The organism is Microbacterium sp. Marseille-Q6965 (genome assembly GCF_946151065.1).
GTDB lineage: Bacteria > Actinomycetota > Actinomycetes > Actinomycetales > Microbacteriaceae > Microbacterium.
Genome location: NZ_CAMGZA010000005.1, coordinates 161,645 through 178,076 on the forward strand (window position 1 = coordinate 161,645; position 16,432 = coordinate 178,076).

The window sequence follows — 16,432 nt, forward strand, 5'->3', positions numbered from 1 at the left end:
CTGAAAAGGCCGCCGGGGATTCTGCGTTCCGACGAGAACGACGGGCCTCCCCCGCGGCGACGTCCGCCCCGCGCTGGCGTAGCCGTCTTGCGCCGAAATGTTCCCGGAGCGTGATACGACGGCGGGTAGCCTTGAGCGGTGGAGTCCCCCGTTCCCACCTCGCCCGCGGCCGCGTTTAATCCGGAGCGCGACCTGACGCTCGCGCTGCGCCTCGCGGAAGCCGCCGACGCTCAGACGCTGGCGCGCTTCGACGCCGCCGATCTCGACGTGCGGCGCAAGGCGGACCGCACCCACGTGACCGAGGCGGACCTGGCCGCCGAGCGCGCGATCCGCGAGGTGTTGGCCGCCGAGCGGCCCGACGACGCGATCTTCGGCGAGGAGTACGGCGAGGGGGGCGACGCCGCCCGCCGCTGGATCGTGGACCCGATCGACGGCACCGCCAACTACCTGCGGGGCGTCCCCGCCTGGGGCACGATGATCGCGCTCGAGGTGGACGGCGCGGTGCGTCTGGGCGTCGTCAGCATGCCGGCGATGGGCCGGCGCTGGTGGGCCGCGGAGGGCGCGGGCGCCTGGACGAACGCGGCCGATGGCCCGCGCCGCATCGAGGTCTCGCGGGTCGACGCACTCGAGGACGCGTCGATCAGCTTCCAAAGCCTCGCGCAGTGGCGCCAGGCGGGCCGGCTCGACGCACTGCTCACCCTGCAATCCCGCGTGTGGCGCGACCGGGCGTACGGCGACGTGTGGTCCTACATGCTCTTGGCCGAGGGCCGGATCGAGTTCGTCGGCGAGTTCGACGTGAAGGAGTACGACATCGCCGCCGCCGCGGCCATCGTGCGCGAGGCGGGCGGGCGATTCACCTCGTTCGAGGGCGAAGCCACCCTCGCCGCAGGATCGGCCGTCGCCAGCAACGGCGTGCTGCACGAGGCGTTCCTCCGCGCGTTGCACGGGGCCGACACGTGAGCATCCGACCGCACCGCCGCGACGACGCCCGACCGCGGGCGGCGCGGCGAGCCGCGCCCCTGCTCGCCGGGCTCGCGGTCCTGGCCTTCGCGCTGACGGCCTGCGGCCAGTCAGCGCCGCCCGATCCGGAGCCGGCCCAGACGTCGCCCGCCCCGACCGACGAACAGCCACAGGGCGGAGAACCGCAGGCCGGCTCGGGAGACGAGACGCCGATCCCCGAGCTCACCTGCGAGACGATCATCCCCGCCGAGGTGGTGGCGCAGTTCAAGGACGTGGGCTGGACGGCCGAGCCGGAGGACTTCCGCATCGGTTCCACCGTCCTGCCCGATGGGATCCAGTGCGTGTGGGGCGACTACAGCGTCGCGACCGACCACGTGCAGATCTTCGGTTGGGCGCCCGTCGACTCCGCCACGGCGAGCACCGTGCAGGACGAGCTCGAGACGCAGGGGTGGATCCGCGAGGAGGAGGACGGGATCGTCTACCTCACGGAGGATCCGACGTACGCCATCGCGACGGACGACGACGGCTACGGCATGACATACGCCTTCGGCGACGGCTGGGTCACGCTCGCCGACACAAAGCAGAGCCTGCTGCTGGTGGGCTGGCCGCCCGCCGAATGACGGCCGGGCGGGCGCCCATCGTGCCATCCTGGGGCTATGCCTGACGCGATCGTGGTGGGGGCGGGTCCGAACGGGCTCGCCGCGGCCGTGATCCTCGCGAGGGCCGGGCTGGCCGTCGAGGTGCACGAGCGGGCCGAGGCCGTCGGCGGCGCCGTTCGCACCCGCGAGGCCGACGGCTTCCGCTACGACGTGGGCGCCGCGGTTCACCCGATGGCGCTCGGCTCGCCGTTCTTCCGCTCCTTCGGACTGGCCGACCGCATCGACTTCGCCGTCCCGGAGATCTCCTACGCGCATCCCCTGCCGGACGGCCGCACGGGGGTGGCGTTCCGCTCCCTCGACGCCACGGCCGGCGCCCTGGGCGGGGACGGCGGCGCCTGGCGGCGGGCGCTCGGCCCCCTCGTGAAGCGGATCGACGCGGTCTCCGACGCGAGCGGCGGCGTGCTCCTCCCCCGCCCCGGCGCGCTGGGGGGATTCGCGACGATCGCGCTGGCCGCGGCCCCCCACGTACTGGGCCTGACCGGCGCGCTCTTCCGCGACGACGTGGCGCCCGCCCTGCTCGCCGGTGCCTTCGCGCACGGGTTCGCGCGGATCCCGCGCGTGCCCTCGGTCGGCGCCGGTCTCGTGCTCGCGGCGCACGCCCACGCGCGGGGCTGGCCCATTCCGCGGGGCGGCTCGCAGGCGATCGCCGACGCGCTCGCCGCCGATCTCGTCGCGCACGGTGGCGTCATCCGCACCGGCTCTCCGGTGGACGACGTCCGCGCGCTCCCGCCGGCCCGTGCGATCCTGCTCGACCTCGTGCCGCGCGACGTGCTGCGCGTGGCCGGCGCGCGCCTGCCGGAGCGCTACGCGCGCACCCTGCGACGCTGGCGACACGGACCCGCCGCGTTCAAGGTGGACTACGCGCTGTCGCGGCCGATCCCGTGGCGCGACGACGCCGCGCGACGCGCCGGCACCGTGCACCTGGGCGGAACCCTCGGCGACATCCGGCGCGCCGAGGCCGCCGTCGTGTCGGGACGGATGCCGGAGAGGCCGTTCATTCTGCTCGCCCAGCCCTCCCTGTTCGATCCCGGCCGGGCACCCGTCGGTCGACACACCGCCTGGGCGTACGCGCACGTGCCGCACGGCTGGAAGGGCGACGCGACGCCCGTCATCGACGCGGCCATCGAGGAGCATGCCCCCGGCTTCCGCGACACCGTTCTCGCGCGCATCTCCACAGGCCCGGCGGCGCTCGAGGCGATGGACCACAACCTGGTGGGCGGCGACATCAGCGGCGGCGCGATGACCACGTTCCAGACGCTGGCCCGCCCGGTGGCGGGATACGCGCCCTGGCGCTCTCCGGTGCCGGGCCTGTACCTGTGCTCGTCGTCGACAGCCCCCGGGGGTGGCGTGCACGGCATGGGCGGCTGGAACGCCGCCCGCTTGGCCCTGCGAGACGTCTTCGGTCTGGAGATGCCCGAGCTCGGCCCCTGACGCGCCGGACCGATGTGGCCGCGGCCCGTCAAGCCCCCTCCCGGGCGCCGCGCCGCCGCCTAGCGTGGGTCGCACTTCTAAAGCGACGCCAGCGTGAGGAGCGCCGATGAGCAGAGACGTCCGGCACGTCACCCACGTCCTCTACCCCACCGCGCAGGACGACGACCACGGCCCCTGGTCCAACCCGGAGGCCGCCGCGGAGATCGAGGCGCTCCTCGCCGACGGCTATGAGATCGCGGACACGAGCGTCGCGCCGCTCACCTCGCCGTGGCTCTGGTCGGGCCGCATGGTCTCCTCGACCCGCCTCGTGCTCGTCACGACACTGGTCCGGCCGGGACCGGCCTGACCGACCCTTACCGCGCACGACAAAGCCCCCGCGTTCCCTGATCTCGTCAGGGTCCGCGGGGGCTGTCCACAGGTGCGATGCGGTGGTGGAGCTGGGGGGAATCGAACCCCCGTCCAATGCTGAGTCTCTGCGGCTTCTCCGGGCGCAGTCTGTGGAGGCGTTCTGCTCGGCTCCGACCTTCAGCACAGACACATAGGTCGACGAGCCCAGTCGAGGAAAAGTCCCGCGTGACGTCCCGACACCGTCACGCAGCAAGATCCCTAGATGACGCCAGAATCCGTGTCGGGATCACCCACGGTCTGACGGACTATCGGGCTCGCTTAGGCAGCGAGGGCGAAGTCAGTGCGCTTTGCGTTGGCACTTATTGGTTTGCAGGGGGCGTTTACGAGATAACCCTGCATCCTCGGCCCGCTTCTCGCAGATTCACAAGCACTGTCGAAACCGATCAGCCCCGTGGATCCTTCTCGCGAAGGGAACCGCTATCGCACGCTGTGGAGTTGTCATCGCACCGGAGTGCGCTGCCGGCGCCTCACGGCGCATCCCGGCCGGGCCGGACTCGGATCTATCCGAGCATCACAGACTACAACGCAACGCGCCGCAACGCCATTCCCGGCGATTCCGGCGCGGGCGACGCATCCACCGGTGCGCCACCCGCGGGTCCGCGGCGCCGCGCGATCCCTGCGATACCCTCGGCCCAGGCACGCGACGAAGGGAGCCCGTCATGGGCGATGTCATCATCTCGGTGCGGGGCACAGCGCAGCGCCGGGTCGCGCCGGAGCTCGCGATCGCGTCCGTGCAGGTGCGCGTCGACGGACCGGACCGCGCCTCGGTGACGCGGCGCACGGGGCAGGCCGCCGACGCGCTCCGCTCCCGACTGAAGGAGCTCGAGGAGGGCGAGCGGGTCGTGCGGTGGTCGAGTGAGCGGGCCTACTTCTGGTCGAGCAGGCCGTGGAACGCCGACGGCACCCAGCTGCGTCCGGTGCACTACGGCTCTGTGCCGTTCGGCGCCACGTTCGACGACTTCGCGGAACTGTCGGGATGGGTCGGCGAACTGGCGGAGGCGGCGGACGTGCACGTCGGCGACGTGAGCTGGCGCCTCACGGACGACACCCGCGCGCGGCTTGAGCGCGAGACGGCCGCCGAGGCGGTGGGGGTGGCCGTGCAGCGGGCCCAGGCCTATGCCGAGGCGCTGGGGCTCGGCGACGTCGCCCCCGTCGAGATCGCCGACAACGACCTGCTCTCGCGCGACGCGGCGCCCGGATTCGCGGCGCTGCGCATGGGTGCGAACGTCCGCGGCGCGGCCGAGGGGGCACCGCTGGTCGCGCTCGAACCGGAGGACATCCTCGTCTCCGCCACCGTCGAGGGCCGCTTCGCGGCGCGCGCCTGATGACTGCCGTCACCGTGCCGCCCCTTGCCGAGCGGCTTGCCCAGATGATCCGCATCCCCACGGTGAGCGCCGAGTTCGCCGAGCATGGCCACGCGCCCTTCGAGGAGTTCGCCGCCCTCCTCGAGAAGCTCTACCCGCTCACCCACGCCCGGCTGGAGCGTGAGCGGGTCGGCGAGCTCGGCCTCCTACCGCTGGGCCGGCGCGAGCTCTCAGGACCCGCTTGTGCTCATGGCGCACGTCGACGTCGTTCCCGCCGACCAGGGCGACGGCTGGAGCGCCCCTCCGTTCGACGGTCGGATCGCGGAGGGCTTCGTCTGGGGGCGCGGCGCGCTCGACGACAAGGGGCCGCTGCTGGTCATCCTCGAGGCCGTCGAGGAGCTACTGCGGCAAGGATTCTCGCCCGCACGCGACGTGTACCTCTCCTTCGGCGGCGACGAGGAGGTGTTCGGGCGGGCGGCCGCGGCGATCGCCGAGACGCTGGCGGCCCGCGGCGTGTCGCCATGGCTCGTGCTCGACGAGGGCGGCGCCGTCGTTGACGCGCCGCTCCCGTTCGTGCCCGGACGAGCGGCGATGATCGGCCTGGGAGAGAAGGGCATCGTGACCCTCCGCCTTCGCGCCCGCGGGGACGGCGGGCACGCGTCCGCCCCGCGCGGACACACGGCGATCTCCCGCCTCGCGCGGGCGATCGAGCGCCTCAACCCCGCCACGTTTCCGCCCCGCGCCCCGCAGACCATCGCGCGCATGCTCGCGGTGCTCGGAGCCCGGGCCGGCGGGGTTCCGGGCGTCGTACTGCGGGTGCTCGCGAGCGTCCCGCGGCTCGCGGGCCCGGTCCTCGCCCGCATGGGGTCCGAGCCCGCCGCGCTCGTGCGCACGACGCTCGCGGCGACCCGGCTATCCGGTGGCTCGGCCGACAACGTGCTGCCCTCCCATGCGACGGCCACGCTCAACCTGCGCCTCATCCCGGGCGACACGGTCGGCACGGTCGTCGCCCGCGTGCGCCGCCGCGTGCGCGACCCGAAGGTGAGCGTCGAACTGGTGGACGGCTCCGATCCGTCCCCCGAGTCACCAGCCGACAGCGCGGCCTTCGCCGCGTTGCGCGCCGCCGTCGGCGCCGCGTTCCCCGACGCGCTCGTCGTGCCGTACCTGATGATGCAGGCCAGCGACGCCCGGCACTTCCACCGGCGCTGGCCGTCGGTGTACCGGTTCGCGCCGCTCGAGATGTCGGCGGCACAACGAGCATCGATCCACGGCTCGGACGAGCGCGTGGAGATCGCGTCGCTCGAGCGGGGGCGGGACTTCCACATGGAGCTCATCCGGGGGCTCTCGTGAGCGCGACGCAGCCCACGACGAGGCTGGGTCCCCTCGTCGGCATCGTCGGATTCCTCGCCTTCGTCGAGTTCACGAGCGGCATCCTGCAGGGCTACTACACCCCCATGCTCACCGACATCGCCCGGCACCTCGGCGTGCACGACGCCGACGTCAACTGGCTCGAGGGCTCACAGCTCATGCTCTCCGCCCTCGTCGTGCCGGCGTTCGCGAAGCTCGGCGACATGGTGGGCCACAAGCGGATGCTGCTCGTGTCGACCGCGCTCACCGCCGCCGCCTCGCTCGCCCTGCCGTTCACCGACTCATTCGCGGTGTTCCTGACGGCGTGGGCGCTGCAGGGCTTCTACGTGGTCTGGCTGCCTCTGGAGGTGGCGCTCATCTGGTCGCGCGCTCGCGGTGTCGTGGCGCGCACCGGCGAGGGATCGGCGTCGGTGCTGACGGCGCGCGCCGCCGGCATCCTGGTGGCCGCGCTCGAGGCGGGAGCGATCGCCGGCGCGCTGGCGGGCGGCGCCCTCGTCGATGCGCTCCCGCTCTGGATGGTCCTTCTCGTCCCCGGCATCGCCGTCGTCGCGTGCTTCTTCGTCATCCTCTTCGGCGTCGCCGAGTCCCCCTACCCGGCCGGCGGCCGCTTCGACACGACCGGACTCGTGCTCGTCTCGCTCGCCCTGCTCGGGATCACCGGTGGCCTGAGCCTGCTGCGGCTCGCCGGCCCCGGCGACGGCCTCGCGTGGCTCGTGCTGGCCGCGGGGGCGCTCGTGCTCGTGCCGTTCGCCCTCTGGGAGCGGCGATGCGATGACCCGCTCATCGACGTGCGCATGTTCCGCGATCCCGCACTGTGGCCCGTCTTCCTCACGGCCGGCCTCTTCGGCGTCAGCGTGCTCGGCGCCCAGGCACCGCTGTCGACGTTTGCTCGCACCGATCCCGGCGTCTACGGCTACGGGCTGGGCACGGCGGGTTCCACGACCTCGCTGCTGATCGGGTTCTACCTCATCGCCATGATCGTCGGCGCGCTGAACTACCCCATCGTCTCCCGGCTCACCACACCGCGCACCGCCCTCATCCTGGCGGCGCTGTGCGTCGGGATCGGGTTCCTGCTGTTCCTGCCGTCACACGAGACGTACCTGCAGGTGACGGCCAACATGCTCATCGTGGGCGTCGGCTCGGGCGCCCTCGTCGCGGCCCTGCCGTCGGCAGCCGCGGCGGCCGCGCCACACGGCCAGACGGGTGTCGCGACCGGGCTGACGAACTCCGTCAAGACCGTCGGCGGCGCCGTCGCCTCGTGCGTGTTCGGCATCGCGCTCCTGAACGGCGCGTCGGGCGTCGCGGGAGGAACGGCGGGCTCTTTCGCCGGGTACGTGACCGTGTGGGTCGTCTGCGGAGTCACGGCTCTCGCCGCCGCGGGCGCGCTGCTGCTCGTGCCCCGACGGGCCTTCACCGACGCGACGGCCGACGTGCCGCAGGCCTGAGCGCCGCCTGCCTCCGAGCGAGGCCGCGCCCGCTTCGTCGTCCCGCCACTGCCTCGCCGGCTTGCCCGCCCGCCAAACGTGAGGGGCCCGGATCCGTGTGGATCCGGGCCCCTCGTGCGAAAGAGATCAGCGGGCGAAGTTGCCGCGGTAGTACTCGTACACCCAGCCGACGAGCGACACGGCCAGCAGGCCGACCGCGAACGGCAGCAGGAAGATGCCCACCGCCAGCGACAGTGCGCCGAGCGCCGCGGCGCCCGCCAGCATGATCGGCCACCAGGACCAGGGGCTGAACTCGCCCAGCTCCGTCTCGCCGTCGTCGATGTCGGCGTCGAGGCGGTCCTCCGGAAGCTCCACGCCCTTCTGGCCGCGGTGCACCAGCTGCACGTAGAAGGCGATCATGGCCGACATGAACACGGCGAACAGCAGCGCCGTGCCACCGGTCCAGTCCACCGCCCGGTACCAGGGCAGCCCGCGCGGGTTGTCGAGGAGATCCCAGATGGCGTAGACCGCGAACGCGAGGGCGAAGAAGCCCGTCAGCAGCCACCAGATGACGATGTTGGAGCGCATGGCGTTACTTCACCTCTCCGTCGGTCAGATCCACCACGGGCGCGTCGGGCGCGTCCTTGGCCGGCCCCACGCCCACCGGGACGGGCGCCTCGCCGTGGTTCAGGTCGAACGCCGGGCGCTCGCTGCGGATGCGCGGGATCGACGTGAAGTTGTGGCGCGGCGGCGGGCAGCTCGTCGCCCACTCCAGCGAACCGCCGTAGCCCCACGGGTCGTTCACCGTGATCCTCGGCGCCTTGCGGGCCGTGATCCACACGTTCAGGAAGAACGGGATGAGCGAGGCACCGAGAATGACGGCGCCGATCGTGGAGAGCTGGTTCTGCCACGTCCAGCCGTCGGCCTCCGAGTAGTCGGCGTAACGGCGCACCATGCCGTCCACGCCCAGCCAGTGCTGGATGAGGAACGTCATGTGGAAGCCGATGAACAGCATCCAGAAGTGCACGTATCCGAGGCGCTCGTTGAGCATGCGGCCGGTCCACTTGGGCCACCAGAAGTAGAAGCCCGCGAACATCGCGAACACCACGGTGCCGAAGACCACGTAGTGGAAGTGCGCCACGACGAAGTACGAGTCGGACAGGTGGAAGTCCAGCGGCGGCGACGAGAGGATGACGCCGGTGAGGCCACCGAAGACGAACGAGACGAGGAAGCCGAGCGCGAACACCATCGGGGTCTCGAAGGTGATCGAGCCGCGCCACATCGTGCCGATCCAGTTGAAGATCTTCACGCCCGTGGGCACCGCGATGAGCATGGTCATGAGCGCGAAGAACGGCAGCAGCACCGCGCCGGTGACGTACATGTGGTGCGCCCACACCGACACCGACAGCGCGGCGATCGCGATGGTCGCGTAGACGAGCGTCTTGTAGCCGAAGATCGGCTTGCGGCTGAACACGGGGAAGATCTCCGAGACGATGCCGAAGAACGGCAGCGCGATGATGTAGACCTCGGGGTGGCCGAAGAACCAGAACAGGTGCTGCCACAGCAGCACGCCCCCGTTGGCCGGGTCGTAGATGTGCGCGCCCAGGATGCGGTCGGCCGAAGCGCCGAAGATCGCGGCGGCGAGCACGGGGAACGCGATGAGGATCAGCAGGCTCGTGATGAGCGTGTTCCACGTGAAGATCGGCATGCGCCACATCGTCATGCCGGGGGCGCGCATCGTGATGATCGTCGTGATGAAGTTCACCGCACCGAAGATCGTGCCGAAGCCCGAGATGCCCAGGCCCAACATCCACATGTTGCCGCCGAAGCCCGGCGAGAACGAGGCGTTCGCGAGCGGCTGGTAGGCGAACCATCCGAACGAGGCGGCGCCCTGCGGGGTGAGGAAGCCGGCCACCGCGATGAGCGAGCCGAAGGAGAACAGCCAGAAGGCGAACGCGTTCAGTCGCGGGAACGCGACGTCCGGCGCGCCGATCTGCAGCGGCAGGATGACGTTCGCGAAGCCCGCGAACAGCGGCGTCGCGAACATCAGCAGCATCACGGTGCCGTGCATCGTGAACAGCTGGTTGTACTGCTCCTTCGTCGGAAGCACCTGCATGCCGGGAGCGAAGAGCTCCGCGCGGATGAGCAGCGCCATGACGCCGCCGAGGCAGAAGAACAGCATCGACGCGATCAGGTACATGTACCCGATCGTCTTGTGGTCGGTGGAGGTGATCCACTTGACCACGATGTTGCCCTTCTGCTCCACGCGCGAACCGCTGAGCAGGGCGGCCTGGCGGGCCGGGAGGACGGGAGTGTGCTCCTGAAGGGTGCTGGTCGCCATGGTGCTCAGTGGCTCTCTTCCTCGTCGTCGCTCTGCGCGCCGGTGCCCGGCGCGTTGCCCAGGCGATCGTATGCCTGGTTGATGTCGCCGGTCTGGCCGTTGGCCTCGAGCTCGTCGAGGTAGGCCTCGTACTCGGCCTCGCTGACCACCTCGACGTTGAACAGCATCATCGAGTGGTACTCGCCGCACAGTTCGGCGCACTTGCCGGCGTACGTGCCTTCACGGGTGGGGATGAACGACCAGGAGTTGTCCTGGCCGATGTACATGTCCTTCTTGTACAGGAAGTCGATGATCCAGAAGGAGTGGATGACGTCGCGCGACTCGAGGTTGATCGTCACCTTCTGGTCGACCGGCAGCACCAGCGTGGGCAGCTGCTCCTGGTCGATGTTGCCGTTCGCGTCGGGCTGGGCCTGGACACCCATCGTCCACACGGCGTCGGAGTTGTCCTCCTCCTCGCCGTCGTACTGGAAGTCCCACGCCCACTGCTTGGCGATGGCGGTGATCTCGACGTCGACCTCGTCCTCGGTCCAGGGCGTCTCCACCCGGGTCTGCTCGCGCGCCGTGAAGGCGAACAGGCCGAGCACCAGGATGAGCGGGACCGTCGTGAAGAAGATCTCGATCGGCATGTTGTACCGCAGCTGCACCGGCAGCCCGGTCTGGCCCTTGCGGCGGCGGTAGACGATCATCGCCCAGAGCATGAGGCCCCACGTGATGATGCCGACCGCGAGCGCGGCGATCCACGACCCGACCCAGAGCGAGGCGAGCCCCTCGGTCTGGTTGGTGGTGGGCGTTCCGTCCTCCACGAAGCCGGGGAGGTAGCCGTGCAGCTCGGTCGGCGAGCACGCGGCAAGCGCGGCGACGGTGGCTGCGGCGACGGGGATCGCTGCCCAGCGGATGCGGCGTTTCGAGGGCACGAATTCACCTTTCGAACGTGGATGGGGCACCTGCCAGTCTAGGGCAAGCGCACACGGGATTCCGGCCACACTCCCAGCGGGCCGCAACGTCCCTGTGCCGGTGTCCGGGTACGCCGAACGGCCCCGCACCTGCGGTGACGGGGCCGTTCGCAGCGCGGCTCAGTGGAAGCTGTCGCCGCAGGCGCAGGAGCCCGAGGCGTTGGGGTTGTCGATGGTGAACCCCTGCTCCGAGATCGTGTCCTTGAAGTCGATGGTCGCGCCGTCGAGGTACGGGATCGACATGTTGTCGACGATGACCTCGACGCCGTCGAAGTCGACCGTCTCGTCGCCCTCGAGGTAGCGCTCGTCGAAGTACAGCTGGTAGATCAGTCCCGAGCAGCCGCCCGGCTGCACGGCGACGCGCAGGCGCAGGTCGTCGCGGCCCTCCTGCTCGAGCAGGCTCTTCACCTTGCCGGCGGCGGCCTCGGTGAGGGCGACGCCGTGGGCGGGGGCGGCGGTGTCGGCGGTCAGGGTCGTGTCGGTCATGACGCTCTCCTCCTGGTCGGGCCCCGCCGACGGACGGCACGGGGCGAGCTGTATCGATTCTAGCCGCGGCGACGCACGATGGCGCCGGCCGCGCTCACGCGCCGCGGGCGTTCATGCGCCCCAGCAGCAGCGTCTCGCTGATGACGGCGTGTCGGAAGGTGTCCAGGTGCAGTGACTCGTTGGGGCTGTGCGCGCGGGAGTGCGGATCCTCCACCCCCGTCACGAGGATCTGCGCGCCCGGGTAGCGCTGCACGAGGTCGGCGATGAACGGGATGGACCCGCCCACGCCATAGTCCACCGGGTCCTTGCCGTAGCCGTCGCGCATGGCGTCCCGCGCGGCCTGCACCGCCCAGCCGCTGGTGTCGACGAGGAAGCCGTCGCCGCAGTCGACCTCGCTGAAGCGCAGTTCGGCCCCGAAGGTGTTGTGCGCCTCGAGGTGGGCGCGGATGGCCGCGTAGGCGTCCTGTGCGTCCTGCCCCGGCGCCACGCGGGCGCTCACGACCACCGTGACCTCGGGCGAGAGCGTGTTCGAGGCGGCGGCCACGCTGGTGTGGTCGATGCCGGTGACCGTGATGGACGGCTTGTTCCAGATGCGCGACAGGATCGTGCCCTCTCCCGCCGGGCGCACCCCCTCCAGCAGACCGGTCTCGGACCGCAGGGTGGCCTCGTCGTACTCGGGCGTGTCGGCGTCGCGCGTCGCGAGTCCCTCGACGGCGACCGACCCGTCGTCGTCCCACAGCGTGGAGAGCAGCTTGATCGTTGCGAGCATGGCGTCGGGAACCGCTCCCCCGAACATGCCCGAGTGCGAGGCGTGATCGAGCGTGCGCACCGTGAGGTGGAACTTGGCGTTGCCGCGCAGCGACACCGTCACGGCGGGCGTCTCGGAGTCCCAGTTGCCGGAGTCGGCGACGACGATGACGTCCGATCGCATCGCCTCGGCGTTGTCCTCGAGGAACTGCGTGAACGAGCGCGAGCCGAACTCCTCCTCGCCCTCGATGTAGAGCACGATGCCCAGGTCGAGGTCGTCGCCGAGCGTCTCGCGCAGCGCGCGCAGCGAGGCGATGTGCGCCATGACGCCCGCCTTGTCGTCGGCGGCGCCGCGCCCGTACAGACGCCCGTCGCGTACGGTGGGCTCGAACGGCGGGGTGTCCCACAGCGCCTCGTCACCGGGCGGCTGCACGTCGTGGTGGGCGTAGAGCATCACCGTCGGCCGGCCGTTGCGGGCCGCGCGCGTGGCGAGGATGCCGGGCTGACCGAGCTCCTCCGTGCCGGGAATCGCGGCGCGATGGATGCGCACCTCGTCGAAGACGCCCGTCTCACGCGCCAGCGCGGCGATCTCCTCGGCGCTACGGACGAGCTGATCCTGATCGAACGCGGGCCACGCGATCCCCGGGATGCGCACGAGCCGCCCGAGGTCGGCGAGCGCCGCGGCGATCCCCCCTTCCGCCGATTCGACGAGCTGCTGGTCCGGAGTGGGCGTGGAGGTCATGCGGGTATCCTAGGCCGGTACGCCGCGCCCCTCCGTGCGCGGCTCCCGAACGATCCGAGGTGCATCCCGTGGCCAAGACCCCCGCGCCCGCCGGCGACGACGCACAGGCGACGACCGTCGGCAAGGGCCGTCCCACCCCCAGCCGGGCCGAGCGCGAGGCGGCCAACCGCCGCCCGCTCGTCGCGAACACGAAGGAGGCGCGCAAGCGCGCCCGCGCCGAGCTGCGCGAGCGCCAGGACCGCGCCCGCGTCGGCATGGCCAACGGCGAGGAGCGGTTCCTGCCGGCGCGCGACAAGGGCCCGCAGCGTCGCTGGGTGCGCGACTACACCGATGCCGGTTGGCACATCGGCGAGCTGCTCATGCCGGCGCTCATCGTCGTGCTCATCGTCACGATGTTCCTGCCGATTCAGTTCCAGTACTACGGCATGGTCGGCCTGTGGGTGTTCGTGTTCTTCACGATCGGCGACATGGTCATCCTGTCGAGCACGGTGAAGCGCAAGGCCGCCGCCAAGTTCGGCGCGGAGCGCCGTGAGAAGGGCCTGGGCTGGTACGCCGCGATGCGCTCCGTGCAGATGCGCTGGATGCGGCTGCCCAAGCCGCAGGTCAAGCGCGGCCAGTACCCGGACTGACCCGAAAACCCCCAAGCAGAGAACGCCCCGGATCCGTCCGGGGCGTTCTCGCGTTCCAGGCGGCCACGCGCCGGCGGCGCGTGCCGGTCGGGCCGTTCAGCCTGCTGCGGCCAGCCCGCGGTTGATCTCGCGCGCCCAGAGCGGCCCCCGGTAGAGGAAGGCGGTGTAGCCCTGTGTCAGCGTCGCGCCGGCGGCCAGCCGCTCGCGCACGTCGTCGGCGGTCTCGATGCCGCCGACCGACACGACGCAGAAGGTCGGGTCGGGTGCCGCCGCGCGGATGAGACGCAGGACCTCCAGCGAACGCCGCTTGAGCGGTGCGCCAGAGAGCCCGCCGGCCCCCGCGGCCTCGACCGCGTCGGGGTCGGTCGCCAGTGCCTCGCGGGAGATCGTCGTGTTCGTCGCGATGATCCCGGCGAGGCCGAGGTCCACGGCCAGCCGCGTGACGGCGGTGACCTCCTCGTCGGGAAGGTCGGGGGCGATCTTGACGAGAAGCGGCGTGCGACCCGCCGCCGCCTTGACCGCCTGAAGCAGCGGACGCAGCGTCTCGACGGCCTGCAGACCGCGCAGGCCGGGCGTGTTCGGGGAAGAGACGTTCACCGCGAGGTAATCGGCCAGCGGCGCGAGCATCGTGGCGCTGGCGACGTAGTCGGCCGTGGCCCTCTCGACATCCACGACGCGGCTCTTGCCGATGTTGGCGCCGACGACCGCTCCCCCGCGGCGAAGCCGGGCCAACCGCCGGGCGGCCGCGGCGGCCCCGCGGTTGTTGAAGCCCATGCGGTTGATGACCGCGCGGTCCGGCACGAGGCGGAACAGACGAGGACGCGGGTTGCCGTCCTGGGGGACGGCCGTGACCGTGCCGACCTCCACGTGGCCGAACCCGAGCGCGTCGAGCCCCCGCACGCCCACGGCGTTCTTGTCGAACCCGGCGGCGACACCGAACGGCGAGGGGAAGCGCACGCCGAGGGCGTCGACGGCCAGCGACGGGTCGGGCCGCGTGAGGGAGCGCACGAGGGGCGCCACCGCCCACGAGCCGAGCACGCGGATCACGGCCATGCCGAGGTGGTGCGCCGTCTCAGGATCGAGGCGCGACAGGACCGTGCGAAACAGCAGGGGATACATGTCTCAGCCCTCCGCACCCGTCGCGGCTTCGTCCGCGCCGCCGCCCCGCGCGCCGCCGTGCGCGTGGTCCGCGCGCAGGTCGGCGATGGCCGCCTCGAAGTCCTCCAGCGACTCGAAGGCCTGGTAGACGCTCGCGTAGCGCAGGTAGGCCACCTCGTCGAGCTCGCGCAGCGGCCCGAGGGTCGCCAGGCCGATCTCGTTCGCGTCGATCTGGCTGAGGCCGGTCTGGCGCACGGCCTCCTCCACCTTCTGGGCGAGCACGGCGAGGTCGGCATCCGTCACCGGGCGGCCCTGGCACGCCTTGCGCACCCCCGCCATCACCTTGTCGCGACTGAAGGGCTCGACCGCGCCGGATCGCTTGATGACGTTCAGCGACGCCGTCTCGATCGTCGAGAAGCGCTTCCCGCATTGCGGGCACTGACGGCGGCGGCGGATGGAGAGGCCATCGTCGCTCGTGCGGGAGTCGATGACGCGGGAATCGGCGTGACGGCAGAAGGGACAGTGCATAGCCGGGCCAGCTTACGCGGCCGATCCTGCGACGTTCCCCGACGCGAAGCGCGCCACGACCGCGTCGCCGTGACCGGGGAGGGCCTCCGACTCGGCCAGCGCGACGATGCGGTCGCGCACCTCGGCGAGGGCATCGCGGTCGTGCTCGATCACCTGCTGCGCGCGCAGGAACGTCTGCGCGCCGAGGCCCGCGGCGTACCGCGCCTGCCCACCGGTGGGCAGCACATGGTTCGATCCGGCCAGATAGTCGCCGAGGCTCACGGGGGCGTACGGGCCGACGAACAGGGCGCCGGCGCTGGTGTAGCGCGCCGCCGCGTCGGCGGCGTCCGCGAGGTGGAGCTCGAGGTGTTCGGGCGCATAGGCGTTGCTGAACGCCTCCGCCGCGGCCGCGTCGTCGACGAGCACGATGGCCGACTGCTCCCCCGCCAGCGCGGCGGCGACCCGCTCGCGATGACGCGTGGCGGCCGCGACCTGCGCGACCGCCGCGTCGACGGCGCGCGCGAGCTCATCCGACGCCGTCACGAGCACGGCCGAGGCCTGCTCGTCGTGCTCGGCCTGGCTGACCAGGTCGTACGCGATGAGCCGCGGGTCCGCCGTATCGTCGGCGACGATGAGGATCTCGGTCGCTCCGGCCTCGGAGTCCACGCCCACCACGCCCGCAACGGCGCGCTTCGCCGCCGCCACGAAGTTGTTGCCGGGGCCCGTGACGACGTCCACGGGGTCCAGGCCGAGGGAGGCCACCCCGTGCGCGAGCGCGCCGATGGCGCCGGCTCCCCCCATCGCGTAGACCTCCGTCACGCCGAGCAGCCCGGCCGCGGCGAGGATCGTCGGATGCACGCGCCCGTCGAAGCCCGCCTGAGGCGGCGATGCCAGCGCGATGCGGCGCACCCCCGCCACCTGCGCCGGGACGACGTTCATCACGACGCTCGACGGGTAGACGGCCTTGCCGCCCGGCACATACACGCCCACACGTCCGACGGGCTGCCAGCGCTGCGTGACGCGCGCGCCGGCCGCGAGCTCGGTCACCCTCGTGGGAGGGATCTGGGCTGCCGATGCCTCGCGCACGCGCCGAATCGACTCCTCCAGCGCGGCGTGCACGTCATGGTCGAGCCCGGCGACGGCGTCGGCGATGTGCTCGGCCGGCACCCTCACCGCGTGCCCCGTCACCCCGTCGAAGCGCTCCGCCTGCTCACGCAACGACTCCTCGCCGCGAGTGCGGACGTCCTCGACGATCTCGGCGGCGGCTTGCAGCGCCGCCGCCCGCGCGGCGGTCGCGCGCGGGACGGCGGCGAGCAGCTCGGCCGCGCTCAGGCTGCGGCCGCGCAGATCGATCGTGCGCATGTGATGCGGTCCT

At 71.8% G+C, this 16,432-nt stretch carries 16 protein-coding genes and 1 other RNA gene; 8 read left to right on the forward strand and 9 right to left on the reverse strand.

Translation table 11 applies throughout. From position 1 onward, the window contains the following. Positions 1-138: 138 nt before the first annotated feature. The 4 genes from N8N77_RS13065 (at position 139) to N8N77_RS13080 (ending at position 3,396) form a co-directional block, all read left to right on the forward strand. On the forward strand, positions 139-960 hold the full coding sequence (locus tag N8N77_RS13065) for an inositol monophosphatase family protein (protein ID WP_261167311.1): 822 nt from the start codon (positions 139-141) through the stop codon (positions 958-960). Beyond that, complete coding sequence (locus tag N8N77_RS13070; RefSeq protein ID WP_261167312.1) at positions 957-1,580, forward strand: hypothetical protein; 624 nt, start codon at positions 957-959, stop codon at positions 1,578-1,580. The genes N8N77_RS13065 and N8N77_RS13070 overlap by 4 nt, the downstream gene beginning before the upstream one ends. Positions 1,581-1,616: 36 nt before the next feature. Continuing rightward, entirely contained in the window at positions 1,617-3,050 is a 1,434-nt protein-coding gene (locus tag N8N77_RS13075; RefSeq protein WP_261167313.1) for an NAD(P)/FAD-dependent oxidoreductase, read from the forward strand. A gap of 106 nt (positions 3,051-3,156) precedes the next feature. Beyond that, complete coding sequence (locus tag N8N77_RS13080; RefSeq protein WP_261167314.1) at positions 3,157-3,396, forward strand: hypothetical protein; 240 nt, start codon at positions 3,157-3,159, stop codon at positions 3,394-3,396. 83 nt (positions 3,397-3,479) lie between these two features. Here N8N77_RS13080 and ssrA read toward each other — a convergent pair. Next, positions 3,480-3,849, reverse strand: a transfer-messenger RNA (tmRNA) gene (gene ssrA / locus N8N77_RS13085). Between the two features lie 268 nt (positions 3,850-4,117). Here ssrA and N8N77_RS13090 point away from each other — a divergent pair. The 3 genes from N8N77_RS13090 (at position 4,118) to N8N77_RS13100 (ending at position 7,575) form a co-directional block, all read left to right on the forward strand. Then, a complete protein-coding gene (locus N8N77_RS13090) occupies positions 4,118-4,783 on the forward strand; it encodes an SIMPL domain-containing protein (protein ID WP_261167315.1) in 666 nt (221 codons plus the stop codon). A gap of 159 nt (positions 4,784-4,942) precedes the next feature. Then, on the forward strand, positions 4,943-6,112 hold the full coding sequence (locus N8N77_RS13095; RefSeq protein WP_261167316.1) for a M20/M25/M40 family metallo-hydrolase: 1,170 nt from the start codon (positions 4,943-4,945) through the stop codon (positions 6,110-6,112). Continuing rightward, entirely contained in the window at positions 6,109-7,575 is a 1,467-nt protein-coding gene (locus N8N77_RS13100) for an MFS transporter (RefSeq protein ID WP_261167317.1), read from the forward strand. Before N8N77_RS13095 ends, N8N77_RS13100 begins: the two co-directional genes overlap by 4 nt. Before the next feature lie 126 nt (positions 7,576-7,701). Here N8N77_RS13100 and N8N77_RS13105 read toward each other — a convergent pair whose 3' ends face one another. From N8N77_RS13105 to N8N77_RS13125, 5 genes are all read right to left on the reverse strand, one after another. Further along, positions 7,702-8,142 carry a cytochrome c oxidase subunit 4 gene (locus tag N8N77_RS13105; RefSeq protein ID WP_261167318.1) on the reverse strand — a complete coding sequence of 147 codons (441 nt, stop codon included), beginning with the start codon at positions 8,140-8,142 and terminating at the stop codon, positions 7,702-7,704. Positions 8,143-8,146: 4 nt separating this feature from the next. Continuing rightward, positions 8,147-9,895 (reverse strand): cytochrome c oxidase subunit I, encoded by a 1,749-nt coding sequence (gene ctaD / locus N8N77_RS13110; protein ID WP_261167319.1) that lies wholly within the window; start codon positions 9,893-9,895, stop codon positions 8,147-8,149. Positions 9,896-9,900: 5 nt separating this feature from the next. Beyond that, on the reverse strand, positions 9,901-10,809 hold the full coding sequence (gene coxB, locus N8N77_RS13115) for a cytochrome c oxidase subunit II (RefSeq protein ID WP_261167320.1): 909 nt from the start codon (positions 10,807-10,809) through the stop codon (positions 9,901-9,903). A gap of 159 nt (positions 10,810-10,968) precedes the next feature. Next, positions 10,969-11,334, reverse strand: coding sequence for an iron-sulfur cluster insertion protein ErpA (gene erpA / locus N8N77_RS13120; protein WP_261167321.1), 366 nt, complete (start codon positions 11,332-11,334; stop codon positions 10,969-10,971). A 94-nt stretch (positions 11,335-11,428) separates the two neighbouring features. Beyond that, positions 11,429-12,823 carry a dipeptidase gene (locus N8N77_RS13125; protein WP_261167322.1) on the reverse strand — a complete coding sequence of 465 codons (1,395 nt, stop codon included), beginning with the start codon at positions 12,821-12,823 and terminating at the stop codon, positions 11,429-11,431. 68 nt (positions 12,824-12,891) lie between these two features. On the opposite strand from N8N77_RS13125, the gene N8N77_RS13130 reads away from it, so the two are divergent. Further along, positions 12,892-13,452, forward strand: a complete 561-nt coding sequence (locus N8N77_RS13130; protein WP_261167323.1) for a DUF3043 domain-containing protein — start codon at positions 12,892-12,894, stop codon at positions 13,450-13,452. 96 nt (positions 13,453-13,548) lie between these two features. Here the strand turns inward: N8N77_RS13130 and N8N77_RS13135 are convergent, their stop codons facing one another. The 3 genes from N8N77_RS13135 to hisD are packed head-to-tail and all read right to left on the reverse strand — an operon-like array spanning position 13,549 to position 16,419. Further along, entirely contained in the window at positions 13,549-14,571 is a 1,023-nt protein-coding gene (locus N8N77_RS13135) for a quinone-dependent dihydroorotate dehydrogenase (protein WP_261167324.1), read from the reverse strand. A 3-nt stretch (positions 14,572-14,574) separates the two neighbouring features. Then, the gene (nrdR, locus tag N8N77_RS13140) at positions 14,575-15,078 is read right to left on the reverse strand and encodes a transcriptional regulator NrdR (RefSeq protein ID WP_261167325.1); all 504 of its coding nucleotides are present in this window, start codon (positions 15,076-15,078) and stop codon (positions 14,575-14,577) included. Positions 15,079-15,090: 12 nt separating this feature from the next. Next, on the reverse strand, positions 15,091-16,419 hold the full coding sequence (hisD, locus tag N8N77_RS13145) for a histidinol dehydrogenase (RefSeq protein ID WP_261167326.1): 1,329 nt from the start codon (positions 16,417-16,419) through the stop codon (positions 15,091-15,093). Positions 16,420-16,432 lie beyond the last annotated feature (13 nt).